Origin of the sequence: Pseudomonas lini (genome assembly GCF_001042905.1) — a bacterium.
Classification (GTDB): domain Bacteria; phylum Pseudomonadota; class Gammaproteobacteria; order Pseudomonadales; family Pseudomonadaceae; genus Aquipseudomonas; species Aquipseudomonas lini.
Genome location: NZ_JYLB01000003.1, coordinates 385,882 through 402,995 on the forward strand (window position 1 = coordinate 385,882; position 17,114 = coordinate 402,995).

At 54.9% G+C, this 17,114-nt stretch carries 9 protein-coding genes and 1 pseudogene; 9 read left to right on the forward strand and 1 reads right to left on the reverse strand.

Annotation, left to right across the window (positions count from 1 at the left end):
• Positions 1 to 40 precede the first annotated feature (40 nt).
• The 8 genes from tssI (at position 41) to TU81_RS10500 (ending at position 15,209) form a co-directional block, all read left to right on the forward strand.
• Positions 41 to 2,083, forward strand: a complete 2,043-nt coding sequence (gene tssI / locus TU81_RS10470) for a type VI secretion system Vgr family protein (RefSeq protein ID WP_048394951.1) — start codon at positions 41 to 43, stop codon at positions 2,081 to 2,083.
• Positions 2,073 to 2,810, forward strand: coding sequence for a DUF4123 domain-containing protein (locus TU81_RS10475; RefSeq protein ID WP_048394953.1), 738 nt, complete (start codon positions 2,073 to 2,075; stop codon positions 2,808 to 2,810). Before tssI ends, TU81_RS10475 begins: the two co-directional genes overlap by 11 nt.
• Complete coding sequence (locus tag TU81_RS10480) at positions 2,810 to 7,534, forward strand: RHS repeat-associated core domain-containing protein (protein WP_048394954.1); 4,725 nt, start codon at positions 2,810 to 2,812, stop codon at positions 7,532 to 7,534. The genes TU81_RS10475 and TU81_RS10480 overlap by 1 nt, the downstream gene beginning before the upstream one ends.
• Before the next feature lie 11 nt (positions 7,535 to 7,545).
• On the forward strand, positions 7,546 to 7,998 hold the full coding sequence (locus tag TU81_RS30280) for a hypothetical protein (protein ID WP_151152235.1): 453 nt from the start codon (positions 7,546 to 7,548) through the stop codon (positions 7,996 to 7,998).
• A gap of 589 nt (positions 7,999 to 8,587) precedes the next feature.
• Entirely contained in the window at positions 8,588 to 9,394 is an 807-nt protein-coding gene (locus tag TU81_RS30760) for a hypothetical protein (RefSeq protein ID WP_048394958.1), read from the forward strand.
• A gap of 24 nt (positions 9,395 to 9,418) precedes the next feature.
• Positions 9,419 to 10,156: a DUF4123 domain-containing protein gene (locus TU81_RS10490; RefSeq protein ID WP_048394960.1), complete on the forward strand. Its 738-nt coding sequence runs from the start codon at positions 9,419 to 9,421 to the stop codon at positions 10,154 to 10,156.
• Positions 10,156 to 14,838, forward strand: a complete 4,683-nt coding sequence (locus TU81_RS10495) for an RHS repeat-associated core domain-containing protein (RefSeq protein WP_048394962.1) — start codon at positions 10,156 to 10,158, stop codon at positions 14,836 to 14,838. Before TU81_RS10490 ends, TU81_RS10495 begins: the two co-directional genes overlap by 1 nt.
• Complete coding sequence (locus tag TU81_RS10500; RefSeq protein ID WP_048394964.1) at positions 14,835 to 15,209, forward strand: SMI1/KNR4 family protein; 375 nt, start codon at positions 14,835 to 14,837, stop codon at positions 15,207 to 15,209. The genes TU81_RS10495 and TU81_RS10500 overlap by 4 nt, the downstream gene beginning before the upstream one ends.
• Before the next feature lie 4 nt (positions 15,210 to 15,213).
• Here TU81_RS10500 and TU81_RS29500 read toward each other — a convergent pair whose 3' ends face one another.
• Positions 15,214 to 15,768 carry an RNA 2'-phosphotransferase gene (locus tag TU81_RS29500; RefSeq protein WP_082157832.1) on the reverse strand — a complete coding sequence of 185 codons (555 nt, stop codon included), beginning with the start codon at positions 15,766 to 15,768 and terminating at the stop codon, positions 15,214 to 15,216.
• A 145-nt stretch (positions 15,769 to 15,913) separates the two neighbouring features.
• Between TU81_RS29500 and TU81_RS31010 the strand changes: the two are divergent.
• Positions 15,914 to 17,114 (forward strand): annotated as a pseudogene (locus TU81_RS31010) (RHS repeat-associated core domain-containing protein); the annotation flags it as partial.

Sequence of the window (17,114 nt, forward strand, 5' to 3'; positions counted from 1 at the left end):
GGTGTCGGCGTGCGCCGCAGCACTGCACGAGGAACAAGGGATGTTCGCGCCGGCCAATCAGACTCACTTTGCCCTGACTGTCGAAGGTCTGGAAAACGATCTCCAGGTCCTTGGCCTGCAAGGTCGGGAAGCCATCAGCCAGCCTTTTGTATTTGAGGTGGAGCTGGTCAGTGAACAGCCGTCCCTGGACCTCGAGACCCTGCTGCACAAACCGGCCTTTTTGCAGCTCTCGCCGGATGGCAGCGGCATCCATGGCCAGATCTATCGCGCCGCCCAAGGCGATTCGGGCAAACGCCTGACCCGCTACGCGGTGACGCTGCGTCCGCAGCTGTCCTACCTGGCGCACCGCATCAACCAACGCATCTTCCAGAACCTCTCCGTACCGAAAATCATCGGCAGCGTCCTCGAAGAGCACGGCATCCAGAGCAATGCCTACGCATTCAAGGTCGGGGCGATTTATCCCGAGCGCATTTATTGCGTTCAGTACGATGAATCGGACCTGCAGTTCATCCAGCGCCTGTGCGAGGAAGAAGGTATCCACTACCACTTCCAGCACAGCGCCACGGCCCACAAGCTGGTGTTCGGCGATGACCAGACGGTGTTCCCGAAACTCGCGCCCGTGGCCTATCAGCAAGACTCCGGCATGGTCGCCAACGACCCGGTGATCAAGCGCTTCGACCTGCGCCTGGAAACCCGCACCAGCCGCACCACCCGCCGCGACTACGACTTCGAAAAACCGCGCCTGACGCTGGAAAGCGAAAACCGTGGCGACGCCCTGCCCGACCTCGAAGACTACGACTACCCCGGCCGCTTCATCGACCGCGAACGCGGCAAGCACCTGGCCAAACGCGCCCTAGAGCGTCACCGTAGCGACTTCCAGCTCGCCGAAGGCAAAAGCGATCAGCCGTTGCTGGTCAGCGGCCACTTCCTGGCGCTGACCCAACACCCGAAAGCCAAATGGAACGACCTGTGGCTGCTCACCGAAATCCTCCACGAAGGCAAACAGCCGCAAGTGCTGGAAGAGTCGGTCACCAGCAACACGACCCAGCTCAAGGACGATTTCCACCAGGGCTACCGCAACCGCTTCCAGGCCACTCCCTGGGACGTACCGAACCGCCCGCCGCTGAACCACCCCAAACCACGGATCCTCGGCAGCCAGAGCGCCGTGGTCACCGGGCCCAAAGGTGAAGAAATCCACTGCGACCAGTACGGCCGCGTCAAAGTGCAATTCCACTGGGACCGCGAAGGCCAGGCCGACGACAAGACCAGCTGCTGGCTGCGCGTCTCCTCCGCCTGGGCCGGCGCCCATTACGGCGGCATCGCCATCCCACGGATCGGCATGGAAGTGCTGGTCAGCTTCCTCGAAGGCGACCCCGACCAACCGCTGATCAGCGGCTGCCTGTACCACAAGGAAAACGTCGTCCCGTACGCCCTGCCGGCGAACAAAACCCGCAGCACATTCAAGACCCTGAGTTCTCCGGGCGGCGGCGGTTTCAACGAACTGCGCATCGAAGACAAAAAAGGTCAGGAACAGATCTTCCTGCACGCCCAGCGCGACTGGGACGAAAACGTCGAACACGACCAGAAAATCCGCGTCGGCAACGAACGCCACGACACCGTCGAGAAAAACAGCTACAGCGAATTCAAGGCCGAAGAACACCACACCGTCTACGCCGACCGCAAAGTCGAAACCCGCGCCAACGACCACCTCACAGTGGGCGTCAACCAGCACATAAAGGTCGGCACCGGCCAATTCATCGAAGCCGGCCAGGAAATCCACCTGAGCAGCGGCATGAAAGTCGTGCTCGAAGCCGGCAGCGAACTGACCCTCAAGGGCGGCGGCAGCTTCATCAAGATCGACGCCAGCGGCGTGACGCTAAGTGGGCCGGTGATCAACATGAACTCCGGCGGCAGCCCCGGCAGCGGGACCGGAGCGGCGCCGTTGATGCCTGGGGCGTTGAAACAGGCTGATGCGGATAAGGCTGGCGCGGTTCTGAGCCCGGCGCAGATCAATACGCTGAAACGCAATGCGCCGTTCTGTGAAGAGTGCGAGAAATGCAAGGCAGGTGCCTGTGCGATCTGATCTGTTGACTCCTCAAGCGTGGTTGGCTGAACGGCCGGTGCAGACGGGCGAGCGTTTGTACTTGATCGTTAGCGCGGCCAGCAATGCCGAAGCGCTCAAGACGCTTTATCTAAATGAACCGACAACCCAGGCGATCCCGATCTGGGGCGGTACACCCTATGCGGGTTGGCAGCCAGTGATGCCATACCTCACCGAGTTGAAACCCAACTCAAGCTTCCTGTCATGGATTGCCGAAACCGACGCCCTCGATTGGGGGTGGCTGGCCGTTTCCAGGAGCGAATCGAACGTGGTGTTCGAACATCTGCGTAGCCTCACTCAGGTTCGGATGCCGGATGGGACTGAAGTGTTTTTCCGGTTCTGGGATGGGCGGCATATCTATCCGATTCTGGAAGGGTTGGGTGATGCGGCAGGTGAAGTGCTCCCGGTGTTTGACCGGTATTTGATTAACGGGAAGCGACTGGAGGTTGGGCCGCGGGTTGTGCCGCCACCGAAGGATTGGCCGTGGTGGGAAGTGCCACAGACATTGCTCGATGGCTTGGCCAAGAAAAACCCGTCAACCCTGATTGGCAACTTGATGCAATGGCTGGAAGAGGAACGTCCAGACATCTACGCCGCTTACCCCGAGAGCAATTTAAAGCTGAAGATCGCACGTTTCGTGCGCCGGCCCGACGCTCCGCAAAACCTGAATGAAGCACTGTTAAACCACCTGATTTTGGAGCAAGGCTGATGGATCGCGTTGCCTTTGTTGATAACCAATTGACCACCTTCAAGGACAGTCTGAAGCTTTACCGTGAGGTGACCGAAAGCAATTTCGCCGAGTGGCTGGATAAAGGCCCTCAGTTCTTTGACAAACCAGCCTTATTGGGAATGAACAGAACCGTCAAACTCGGCAGTGCGAGTGCGACAGTCAGCACAAAAGATAGCGATTTTTCGTCCACCGTCGCGGTATGCCCGAAAGACGGCAAATTACTGATTGAAAGTAAATTCGTATCCCTCCATGACATCCCCGTTGGCAACATTAAGGTCGATGTAACACCAGTACAGGGTGGCAACCCAGTTCCTGTTGACTTGGACGAACAAGGTAAAGGTGTTTTCAAAGGGATCCCGGGAAAGAAATACTATGTCCGCGTTCAGAGCAATGTAACCAAAGATCAGATCACCGAGCTCTTCGACTCCTACGACGGTTTAACCCAGCAGCTGCAAACATGGCTGGAAGCTGAGTGGAGAAACTATAAGCCGCTATGGCCGACCCAGGCATTGTCGACAACTTTTCTTGCTCAACTCAATGGCACCGCCAAAGGCAGCTTGGAGGCAATCAAGGGTGCGTTTGATGGCATAAAACGCATATTTGAGATTCTGAAGGACCCTGAGAAATTTGCAGGTGAACTAGGTCAGAGTGCTACCGACCTGATCAAACTTGCGAAAGAAACACCTGCTGCCATGGAAAAAATAATGCTTCTGGCAAGTGACCAGGCTGCCCTATTTTTGTTGCTGAAAACTGCGGTTATCTGGCTTCTTGAATTGCCACCTAGTGTCGTCGCGGGCAAGTTCTCCGAGCAGGCCTCCAACATTCTGGTAACAATCCTTATCGACATCGTGTTGGCAGTGGTGTTGACGTTTGCGGCAGAAGGGTCAGGTATTGCCTATCTGGGCGTCCGCCTGGCGACCTACGGAGCAAAAATCCTTAACGCAGTAACCGGTTTCATTAAAGCCGTTTTCAAGATCCTGAAAGCTTTCATGGAGTCTATTGAGAAATACAAGAAAGTAGCCGCCCGCGCGGCCGTTGGCGCCTTTGAAAAAGGCAAGGTGAAAATCGGTTGGGATCGCCAAAATCACGCAAAAGTGCGAGAGCATGAACACATTGACGACCATTCCAAACAATCAACAAATCCTGATGAAAAAAGCGCTGCCTGCGCCAAGAAAACCTGCACCAATGGTTGTCCCGTATCGATGGTCACGGGCGAAGAGTTATTGACCCTCACCGATGGCGAGCTCGGTGGTTTGTTGCCCTTCAGCTGGACGCGACTCTATCGCACCAGCGCCGCAGAAATCGATTGCGGTCTCGGCTACGGCTGGAGCCATGCCTTGGCCCAACGCGTTGACATCCAAGAAGACGAAGTCCTCTGGACCGACCATGAGAACCGCGTCACCACGTTCCCGCTGCCAAGCGTGCAGCGTCCAGCGATCACCAACAGCCTCTCGGAAGCGGCCATTTTCATCGGTGACGACCCTTCCGAGCTAGTTCTCACGCAGGCCGGCGAACGCAAGCAGTTCTATCATTTCCGCTACAACAGCAAGGGCGCCACGCTTATCGCCATCAGCGACGATTATGGCAATCGCCTGCAAATTACCCGTGACATCCACGGGCGAATTAAGCGTGTCGACAACGGTGCCGGTCGCGCCCTCCTCGTGCGTTATGACCGCAAGCACATCGTCGCCATCGACTATCAGCAGTTCAGGCCGGCGGACAATCTGGAAGATGCCTGGAGCACCGTTCAAACCCTGGTCACCTATGGCTATGACGCCCAGCACCGCCTGATCGAAGCCAGAAACGCAGCGGGCGAAGCAGAACGCTACGCCTACAACGATCAAAACGTCATTCTTGAGCGCCAACTGGCAGGTGGTGCGAGCTTCTACTGGGAATGGGAAAAGGAAGGCAAGTCGGCACGCTGCATCCATCACTGGGCGAGCTTCTCGCAGATGGACGCGCACTACGCCTGGGATGACAAGGGCAGCGTCACGGTCACGAATGCCGACGGCAGCGAAGAAATCTACACCCACGATGATCAGGCGCGACTGGTAGCTAAAGTCGACCCGAACGGCGCGGAGCACCTCAAGGCCTACGATGATAAGGGCCGGCTGATCGCCGAATCAGATCCGCTGGGTGCAGTCACCGAGTATCAGTACAACGAAGCCGGACGACTGGTCGCAGTGATTCCACCGGAAGACGCACCGACACAGTACGAATACAGCAATGGATTTGTCAGCGAAGTGCTACGGGGTGAGTCGCTATGGAAGTACCAACGCAACGATCAGGGCGACATCACCGAACAAATCGACCCGGACGGCAACTCGACCCACTACAGCTACAACCGCCAGGGCCGTCTGCTGGAGATCCGTCATCCTGATGGCAGCCGTCATCAATTGGGCTGGAACAATCTTGGCCAACTGCTCGAAGAACATCTGCCCGACGGCGGTCAGCGCAAGTATCGCTACGACGCATTGGGTCGACAGATTACTCGTCAGGACGAAAGCGGCGCGATCACCCACTATCAATGGGACGCGGCGAACCGCCTCGCGCAAATCACTCTACCCGGCGGTGCGACTCGTGCGTTCACCTACAACGCTTACGGCAAAGTCACCGCCGAACGCGATGAACTAGGCCGCGTTACCCGCTACGAATATGCGGATAACCTGCATCTGGTCAGCCGTCGCATCAACCCGGACGGCAGCCAACTGCGTTACCGCTACGAAAACTCGCGTCTGTTGCTCAGCGAGATAGAAAACGAACGTGGCGAGCACTACCAGCTCGATTACTACCCTAACGGCCTGATCCAGCAGGAAACGGGCTTCGACGGTCGCCGCACCGCCTACGAGTATGACCTCAACGGCCAACTGCTGAAGAAAACCGAATTCGGCGATGACGGCAGCGAACTGGTTACCGAGTACCAGCGCGACGCCGCGGGCCGCCTGCTGGTAAAGACCCTGGCCGATGGCGAAGAAATTCACTACAGCTACGATGCATTGGGTCGCCTGGTAAACGTCGACGACGGCCACTGGCCTCTCGCCTACGAATATGACCCGCAAGACCGCCTGATCACCGAACACCAAGGCTGGGGCACCACGCGTTACGAGTATGACAAACTCGGCCAACTGAGCCACTGCCGCCTCCCCGACGGCAGCAAGCTCGACTACCGCCACCAATCCGGCGGTCGCTTGGGCAGCATCGACCTCAACGGCTCGCGCCTGACGACTCACCAGTTCAGCGCAGGCCGCGAGCAGCAACGTCAACAAGGCCTGCTGCTCAGCCAATACCAGTACGACGAACAAGGCCGACTGCAAGCCCACACGGTGGGTCAGCAAGATCGCAACCTGTTCCAGCGGCGCTACGCCTACGATGCCAATGGCAATCTCGCCGGCATCGACGACAGCCGCAAAGGCAATCGCAGCTACCACTACGACCCGCTCGACAGACTGATCAACGTCCGTGGCACCACCCCGGAAAGCTTCGCCCACGACCCGGCGGGCAACCTCCTGGGCCAAGGCGACCAGCCAACTGCAAACCTGGCCAACGTCAAAGGCAATCGCCTGCTCATGCAGGGCGACCGCCACTACGACTACGACGCCTACGGCAACCTGGCGCGGGAACGTCGAGGAACCGGGCAGAAACTCGTCACCGGATATCACTATGACTGCCAGCACCGCCTGATCGGCGTCAGCCTCCCCGGCGGCAGTAATGCAACCTACAAATACGACGCCTTTGGCCGCCGTATCGCCAAGATCGTCGATGGCCACACCACAGAATTCCTGTGGCAAGGCGAACGTCTCATCGCCGAAAGCGCCAACAACCGCTATCGCAGCTACATCTATGAACCGGGCACCTTCCGCCCATTGGCCATGCTCGATGGCGAAGGCCCGCTCAAAGCCGAACCGTTCTACTACCAACTGGACCACCTTGGCACCCCGCAGGAACTCACCGACTACAGCGGCCAGATCATGTGGTCGGCGAAATACCGCGCCTACGGCAACCTCGCCACTCTCGACATTGCCGAAATCGACAACCCACTGCGCTTCCAAGGTCAGTACTTCGACGGGGAAACGGGCTTACATTACAACCGGAATCGCTACTACAATCCGGGCACTGGGCGGTACCTGACGCCGGATCCGATCAAGCTTGCGGGTGGGTTGAACAACTACCAGTACGTGCCTAACCCTACTGGGTGGGTGGATCCGTTGGGATTGAGTGGAGAATGTCCGGACACAGAAAAATGCAGAATTCCAGTAGAGGACCCCTCTAGTCCGACAGGAGCAAGTGTCGACTCAGGTGAAAGCCGCGCACCTGATGCTTCTGGACGTAAATATAGGGTTGGTCAAAGTACAGCAAACCCGAAAGATATTAATTTCACACAACCAGGTGTAAACAAAAACGGCCAAGGTTACGAGCAGGAGATGCGTAATGGCACTTGGGATTGGCAACGATCAGGCCCCATCCGAGTAATGGAGGTCGATGGTCAGCTCGTGTCTTATGACAATCGACGACTCAGAGCAGCTCAAATGGCGGATCTAGAAAAGATACCTATTGAAATTGTAGCGGCTGAAGACATCATGCCAGGGTCAAAAAAGACCTGGGAAAAAGCATTTAAGATGCGAAGAAATGAACAACGCAACTGGGTGGATGGTCAACCAGCACCCGCTACAGGCATTAAAACTCTGCCTAAAATTAACGAATAGGTAAAAATAAAATGTTTCGCGAAGACAAAGAAAAAGTACAAAACCACTGGCAAGAAGAGATATACCCTCGTCAAAACTCCATAACGTCAAACAATGGATTCTATTGCCTATTTGAGACGTCAGAGAAAGAGCAATCGTTAAAAAACAAAACTTGGCTGCCTGCATTAGATTTTTCTTCAGTCGAAAATGGGCTTTGTGAAGGCTTGGCGACTATTTACACGACAGAAGACTCTAAAGGCAACATCATACAATGCGGCGAGTGTCTAGCATCCGGAGAAGATGGTTTTATCTCACTGACAAAAAAAGACACTGATGAACTGGTTTGGTTAATTGTATTAAGCACAACAAATCCTTTCGACAGAATAGAACTGCATGACGAATTCATTCATGCAACTTCTTCGAGCGGAATAAAGGTGACAATCCCACCAGAACGTCCAGATAAGCTTGCCATCCAGTGGAAATAATACAAAAAATTCAAAAAGACTAATATAGCAAAACCTGCCCAAGACACTGATAACACCAGCCACGACTTAGTCTTTTTACTCAATGATGAAAAAACGGGCAAACCGAAGCAGAATATTCCCTATCGAATAACGCTTGAATCCGGGATTATTGTTGATGGTGTCACTGACAACAAGGGGATGACCCAAAAAGTCTCATCTAACAAAGCTGAAAAAGCCACTATCGAGGCCCCGTATTATGGCAACACAACAAGCGACGCTCACTCCAACCACGGATCAGACACCTGTAACTGTTAGCATCCCGACCAAGGAGCTAAGCGGCACGCAATGGGTGCACCAGAAGACGTACCTGAAATGGACGGTGTAAATATCGAGTGGGTCCATAGCACCCCAGCTTAATCAATCAGTGCTGCGACCAGCATGGCGTCGGGCTACGGGATTGTGTATCCGCCGGCACTTACAAATCGCCATACACAGCGAAAGGTCATAGACATGACAATATCCAACATGTCTGGAAAAACAATTTTAAACGCTTCTGGCGCCTCCGTTGTGATCACTCACTTAAGCGACTTGAATCCAGTAGGTACTACATATGGAGTTAAAAAGCTTGTTTCCGACCCTCCACATTGGTCAACCGATGGACATTAAACATACTCTTTTCATCATTCTGACTATTTTTTCAGGGTCAGCATTTGCCCAAGACACTGGATTTGGATTCGTTAAAAACAACCCAGACGGGCAAACTTATTTATATACAACCCAGAATATTTCAAGCAACGAAGTCATTTCAGTCCAATTTCCTCAGGATAGAACCGTTGCTTGCTGCAAATTAACAAAAACAACTGGTGAAAAACAGCAGCAGGGCGATGCAATGGACCTGCTCAACGAATCCGACATGCACATCTATGGGCTTGACATTCAATACACAGCACCTTTCATCGGCATAGCTGTAGTTGGTAAAAATGCAACCGAAAACGGCGTCTCAGCCGTTGAGATCAAGGACCAAGCTACAACTATCAGCACCTGTTTGAGTCAAGAAGGCGTTCATCTCTTCTCTAGAAAAAATGGGAGTTTGAACGGTCACTTGTATTTGAGCCTAGGTTACGATGCAGAGCCAACGTCAAATTCTTGCGAAACGGAAAATGCTGAGTCCGTTCCGACCGACGTCTCCGGCTACATCAAAAACAGAGACAACTGTGATTCTTTGCGCGGAGATATTCCTGAACGGGACCCCGCCGACCCGGACAACCTCAGCCGTGTCATCAGCGACATCAATAAATACTGCAAAGGCACAGATCAAAAACTGAAGCAGTTGAAAGAGAAATACTCCGGAAACGAAAGCATTGTGAAGTTGCTCTCGACTTACGAAGAAAATATTGAAGCGGATATGAGTTTTTAGATTCACTCATCAAGGACGGCTGTTGTGACATCTGAAAACACCAATCCACAGGTCTGGTTATCCGAAACCCCGCTACTGCCGGGTGAACGCCTTTACCTGATCATCAGTGCGGCCAGTGATGCCGAAGCGCTCAAGACGCTTTACCAAAATGAACCCACAACCCAGGCGATCCCGATCTGGGGCGGTACACCCTACGCGGCTTGGCAGCCAGTGATGCCCTACCTCACCGAGTTGAAACCCAACTCAAGCTTCCTGCCATGGATCGCCGAAACCGACGCCCTCGATTGGGGATGGCTGGCCGTATCCCGCTCCGAGCCGAACGTGGTGTTTGAACACCTTCGCAGCCTGACTCAAGTGAAGATGCCGGATGGGACGGAAGTGTTTTTCCGGTTTTGGGATGGGCGGCATATCTACCCGATTCTGGCAGGACTCGGCGATGCCGCCGGTGAAGTGCTGCCGGTGTTTGATCGGTACCTGATCAATGGGAAGAGCCTGGAAGTGGGGCCGCGCGCGGTGCCATCGGCGAAGGACTGGCCTTGGTGGGAGGTGCCGCAGAAGTTGCTCGACAGTCTCGCGAAACAAAACCCGTCGACCCTTATCGGCAACCTGATGCAATGGCTGGAAGAGGAACGTCCAGACATCTACGCCGCTTACCCCGAGAGCAATCTGAAGCTGAAAATCGCACGTTTCGTGCGCCGCCCGGATGCTCCGAAAAACCTTAATGAAGCACTGTTAAACCACCTGATTCTGGAGCAAGGCTGATGGATCGCGTTGCCTACGTTGACAACCAACTGAGCACGTTCAAGGACAGCTTGAAGCTGTATCAAGAACAGACCAAAACCTGGTACGCGAAAGCCGCCGACAAAGGCAGTCGAGCAACAGACCTGCCCTCCCTGCTCGGCATGGAGCGTGTGATAAAAGTCGGCAACACCAGCAAATCGGTGAGCATGACCGATGGCGACTTCGCCTCGAACGTTGCCCAGTGCCCGCTCAAGGGGCCGCTGCTGATCGAGAGCAAATTCGAATCGGTGTATGACATCCCGCTGGGTGACATCGAAGTCGAAATCGTTGCGGTAGAAGGCGGCGCTGTCAGCAAAGTCAAACTCGACGCACAAGGCAAAGCCAGCTGGACGGGCGGTGTTCCGGGCAAGTTCTACAAGATCCGTGTTCACAACGAAGTAACGCCGGCTCAGATCGATACCCTGTTCAAGTCCTATGACGGCCTGACCGGGCAACTGGAAGGTTTCCTGCGTAAGGAATGGGCCGGCTTCAAACCGCAATGGTCGAACATGTCCGCTTCGGGAACCGCCATGGCTGTCGGCAACGGCATCCTTGAAGGTGGTTGGGAAGCGATCAAAGGGGTCTGGGACGGCATCAGCCTGGTGCTCGATATCCTGCAAGACCCGAGCAAGTTTGCGAAAGACCTCGGTGCCGGCACACAAAAACTGGTAGCTCTGGCAAAAGAAGCGCCAGACGTCATGAAAAAAGCCATGCTGCTGGCCAGCGACGAGGCCGCGCTGTTCCTAATGGTACGCAGTGCCGTGATCTGGCTGGCCGGCCTGCCACCGATGAAGATGGCCGGTGACGCCGCAAAAATGACCACGGCGGCGGTCGTCGGCATCGCGATCGACATCGTGATTTCGATCGTGCTGACCATTGCTGCAGAGGGTACTGGTGTCATTTACCTCGCCGCGCGCTTGAAAAAGTACGGCGAAATCATCATCAAGGCCGTGACCGGTTTTGTGGAGTCGGTGTTCAAGATCATCAAAGGCTTCATGGAATACGTCGCGAAATACACTGCTGTGGCGGCTCGTGGCGTGACGGCTCAGGTGAAAAAAGGGGTGGCGCAGGTTCGTTTTGACGGGAAGAAAAACGCAAAACTGGGCAAGGGCAAAACCGGCGACGACGCTTCCAGGCAAGCCAAGACACCTGCCGACCAAAGCGCTGAGCCTGCGGCGAAAACCTGTACCGACAAGTGCCCCGTGTCGATGGTCACCGGTGAAGAGTTATTGACGCTCAATGATGGCCAGCTCGACGGCCTGCTGCCGTTTGAGTGGACACGTCTTTATCGAAGCAGCGCAGTGGAAATCGATTGTGGTCTGGGTTATGGCTGGAGCCATGCGCTGGCGCACCGAATCGAAATCAATGGCGACGAAGTCCTCTGGACCGACCACGAAAATCGGGCAACGCCATTTCCACTTCCAAACCAACAACGCCCGGCGATCACCAACAGCCTGTCACGGGCAGCGATTTTCCTCGGTGACGACCCGTCGGAACTGGTTCTGGCGCAAGCCGGGAGCCGTCCATCGTTCTACCACTTCCGTTACAACAGCAAGGGCGCAACCCTGATCGCCATCAGCGACAGCTATGGCAATCGGCTGCATATCACCCGTGACATCCACGGCAGAATCAAACGCCTCGACAATGGTGCCGGTCGCGCCCTGCTCTTGCGATACGACCGTAAACACATCATCGCCGTTGACTATCAGCAGTTCATTCCCGCCGACAATCTGGAAGACGCCTGGAACACCCTCCAGACGCTGGTCACGTACAGCTATGACACGCAGCACCGCCTGATTGAAGCGAGGAACGCTGCCGGTGAAGCCGAACACTATCGCTACAACGATCAACATGTGATTCTTGAGCGGCAACTGGCGGGTGGCGCGAGTTTCTTCTGGGAGTGGGAGAACGAAGGCAAGTTGTCACGCTGCATCCATCACTGGGCGAGTTTCTCGCAGATGGAAGCGCATTACGCCTGGGACGATAAAGGCAGTGTCACCGTTACCAACGCCGATGGCAGCGAAGAGGTTTACACCCACGACGATAAAGCGCGGCTAATCAGCAAGATCGATCCCGACGGCGCTGAACACCTGAAGGCCTATGACGAAAAAGGTCAGCTGATCGCAGAAAAAGATCCGCTGGGTGCTGTTACCGAGTATCGGTACGACGAAGACGGTTTGATGACCGCCGTTATTCCTCCAGAAGATGAACCCGTTTCGTATGAATACAGCAACGGGTTCGTCAGCGACGTGCACCGAGGCAAAGCCACCTGGAAATATCAACGCAACCATCAGGGCGATATCACTCAGCAGATTGACCCGCACGGGAATGCCACCCTCTACAGCTACGACCGCCAAGGCCGGCTGCTGGAAATCCGTCACCCCGATGGCAGCCGTCATCAACTGGGCTGGAACAACCTCGGCCAACTGCTGGAGGAGCATCTGCCCGACGGTGGCCAGCGCAAGTACCGTTACGACGCCTTGGGCCGGCAGATCACCCGTCAGGAAGAAACCGGCGCCATCACCCACTACCAATGGGACGCTGCCAACCGCCTCGCGCAAATCACCCTGCCCGGCGGCGCTACGCGTGCCTTCACCTACAACGCCTACGGCAAAGTCACTGCCGAACGCGATGAACTGGGCCGCGTCACCCGCTACGAATACGCCGATGGCCTGCACCTGGTCAGCCGTCGCCTCAACCCGGATGGCAGTCAGCTTCGCTACCGCTACGACAACTCACGTTTGCTGCTTACTGAAATCGAAAACGAACGTGGCGAGCACTACCACCTCGATTACTACCCGAACGGCCTGATCCAGCAGGAAACCGGTTTCGACGGTCGCCGTACCGCCTACGAGTACGACCTCAACGGCCAACTGCTGAAGAAAACCGAATTCGGTGACGACGGCAGTGAGTTGGTCACCGAATACCAGCGCGATGCCGCAGGCCGTTTGCTGGTGAAAACCCTGGCCGATGGCGAGGAAATTCACTACAGCTACGACGCCCTCGGGCGCCTCGTAAACGTCGACGACGGCCATTGGCCCCTCGCCTACGAATACGATCTGCAAGACCGCCTGATCACCGAACACCAAGGCTGGGGCACCTTGCGTTACGAGTACGACAACCTCGGCCAACTGAGCCACTGCCGCCTCCCCGACGGCAGCAAACTCGACTACCGCCACCAACCCGGCGGCCGCCTGAACAGCATCGACCTCAACGGCTCGCGCCTGACCACGCACCAGTTCAACGCGGGGCGCGAACAGCAGCGCCAACAAGGCCTGCTGCTCAGCCAATACCAGTACGACGAACAAGGCCGATTGCAAGCCCACACCGTCAGCCAGCAAGACCGCAACCTGTTCCGCCGCCGCTACGCCTACGATGCCAACGGCAACCTTGCCGGTATCGACGACAGCCGCAAAGGCAACCGCAGCTATCACTACGATCCGCTCGATCGCCTGATCAACGTCCGTGGCACCACCCCGGAAAGCTTCGCCCACGACCCGGCGGGCAACCTCCTCGGCCAAGGCGACCAGCCAACCGCGAACCTGGCCAACATCAAAGGCAACCGCCTGCTCATGCAGGGCGACCGCCACTATGACTACGACGCCCACGGCAACCTGATCCGCGAACGTCGCGGCGCCGGCCAGAAACTCGTCACCGAGTACCGCTACGACTGCCAACATCGCCTGATCGTCGTGAGCCTGCCCGGCGGCAGCACCGCGAGCTACAAGTACGACGCCTTCGGCCGTCGTATCGCCAAAACCGTCGATGGCCACACCGCCGAGTTCCTGTGGCAAGGCGAACGCCTGATCGCCGAAAGCGCCGACAACCGCTATCGCAGCTACATCTACGAACCCGGCAGCTTCCGCCCACTGGCGATGCTCGATGGCGAAGGACCACTGAAAGCCACGCCGTTCTACTACCAACTCGACCACCTCGGCACCCCGCAGGAGCTCACCGACTACAGCGGCGAGATCATGTGGTCAGCGAAATACCGCGCCTACGGTAATCTCGCCGCACTCGACGTTGCCGAAATCGACAACCCGCTGCGCTTCCAGGGTCAGTATTTCGATGCGGAAACGGGCTTACATTACAACCGGCATCGCTACTACAATCCGGGGACTGGACGGTTTTTGACGCCGGATCCGATCAAGCTCGCGGGCGGGTTGAACAACTACCAGTACGTGCCTAACCCTACGGGGTGGGTGGATCCGTTGGGGTTGAGCAGCAAAGTGGCAAACTGCCCAAAAGTAAGGTCTATTGATCCCAATGAAGTGCGTTTCTCCCAGACGTCAGTTTCGTATAACAAGATGGACAGAGATGGAAATAATTATACGTATGATAATTTAGTCACTAGCATGAGAGAAAAAGGCTGGCAAGGTGATCCAATTGATGTCGTACGAATGCCAGATGGTCATCTAACCAGCATGGATAACACTCGTGTAAGGGCTGCACGTGAAGCAGGGATCAAAGTGGAAGCTAGAGAACGTGGATATAACGACGTAGTAACCGAACCAGAACAACAGCGCTTCGCCGTAAAAGGAAAAAAACCGGATACTTGGGGGCAGGCAATCGAGTTGCGAGTAGGTAAACAGTCACCTAAACGTTTCGGAAAAGAAACGCCTTACGGATCACATGAACTGCCAAAACTGAGTGGTAAAGAATGAGCTTTTATCTAAAAATTCAAAATAGACAGGACTTTTCCTACCCGGAAAACTTTATAACCACTATTAGCCTTAGCCCACCTATTGACATCGAGCCTTGGTGGTTTATTGCATTTGAGGATGGAGATGTAAACTATTGGTATCAAGCACTAAAAAAACTTTACCCAAAAAGAGATTTAATACCATTTGCAAAATTTAACGCTAACGACGACATTGCCTGCTTCGATGGTGACGATAGTTCCGGAGAGCCAAAAGTATTAATTATCCACGCTTATGCTTCAGAAGGCTGGGAGTTACACGGAACTTACAACAATTTCAACGAATGGTTCAGTGAGGCAATAAAGACTCACCAAAAATGGGAGAAAGAGGAGTAGTTAGCTACTCCAGCTCAACTTCAGTTATAAACTCTGGTGGCACACAAGTGGTCAACCACACATTATTTTCCGTCTTGAAGAATTTATATCCCTCAACATGCATTGAGCGACTACTGACTTTTAGTATGACTACCTTACCGTATCGCCGACCGACTTCCAGCGCTGAATCTTTATCTTGTGTCAAATGCACATGATGCCTTTCACCCGCATTTAGACCATGCTGACGGATAGAATCCAAGAAGCGTGTCGCTGTGCCATGATATAAAAACAAAGGAGGCTTAAACTCAACATAGTTTCGCCTAACTAGCTTTGTCGAATGCCCTTGTATTGCGCGAACCCTAAGCCCATCACTTGAAATTTCGAAGCGTTTCTTATCACTTAGCGAAACCAACTCTTGCACCTTTGAAGAGTTTATACAAACCCCTTTCTCAGCCGCGCCAGCGATTAGTTCAGCGACCACAGCCCATCCTTCCCTGTCCAACTCCAGCCCAATGCACTCAGGCTTATGACGTAATACATAGCTCAAAAACTTGCTTAAAGCATTGACCTCGTCGCTCACCCCCACCCCCTTAAACCTATTTAATTTTTAGACCAAAGCACCACATTCAAAAAAAACTTAACTCTGCATCAATATTAGCTTAACGCTAAAAACAATAACCCCATGAAACCTTTATACTTTAAGGTATTTTGCACCATATAAACCTAACGTCAATGGCAATACCCCGGAAAGCTTCGCCCACGACCCGGCGGGCAACCTCCTCGGCCAAGGCGACCAACCAACCGCGAACCTGGCCAACGTCAAAGGCAACCGCCTGCTGATGCAGGGCGACCGCCACTATGATTACGACGCCCACGGTAACCTGATCCGCGAACGTCGTGGCGCCGGGCAGAAACTCGTCACTGAGTACCGTTACGACTGCCAGCACCGCCTGATCGGCGTCAGCCTGCCCGGCGATAGCGGTTGTCGGCGCTTTCAGCGATCAGGCGTTCGCCTTGCCACAGGAATTCGGTGGTGTGGCCGTCCACGGTCTTGGCAATGCGGCGGCCGAAGGCGTCGTACTTGTAGCTTGCGATGCTGCCGCCCTTACATCTACGAACCGGGCAGCTTCCGTCCACTGGCGATGCTTGATGGCGAAGGCACACTCAAAGCCACGCCGTTCTACTACCAACTCGACCACCTCGGCACGCCGCAGGAACTCACCGACTACAGCGGCGAGATCATGTGGTCGGCGAAATACCGCGCCTACGGCAACCTCGCCACCCTCGATGTTGCCGAAATCGACAACCCGTTGCGGTTCCAGGGCCAGTATTTCGATGCGGAAACGGGCTTACATTACAACCGGCATCGCTACTACAATCCGGGGACTGGACGGTTCTGACGCCGGATCCGATCAAGCTTGCGGGTGGGTTGAACAACTACCAGTACGTGCCTAACCCTACGGGGTGGGTGGATCCGTTGGGGTTGAATGCAAATTGTCCGGGAAGCAAAGACAAGCCGCCTTCTGGTAAGCAAAGCGAGCCCACACCGCCCGAAGAGTCTCGTAATGGTGCTTTCAAACAAGCGAAGTCCGAAGCTGGAATCCCAAAAACCCAGCAACCCAGCAACCTGACGCCGTTTACGACCCCACGACAGGGAAAACACGTCAATACAAGTATGTGAGAATGACAGACAAGACCGGTGAAAGTATTTTGAACAACGAAGGAAAACCGATACTGACACGAGAGTACCAATACACGCGCGCTGACGGATCAAAGGTGATAGTTCAAGACCACTCTGCCGGGCATCAGTACAATGAACCTGGCAACAAAGGCGACCAGACTGCGCATCTTAATTTAAGACCGATTGAAAACACCAGAACGGGGAAAGTTCCAGGTGCAAAAGATCACTACTACTTTAAGGATTAA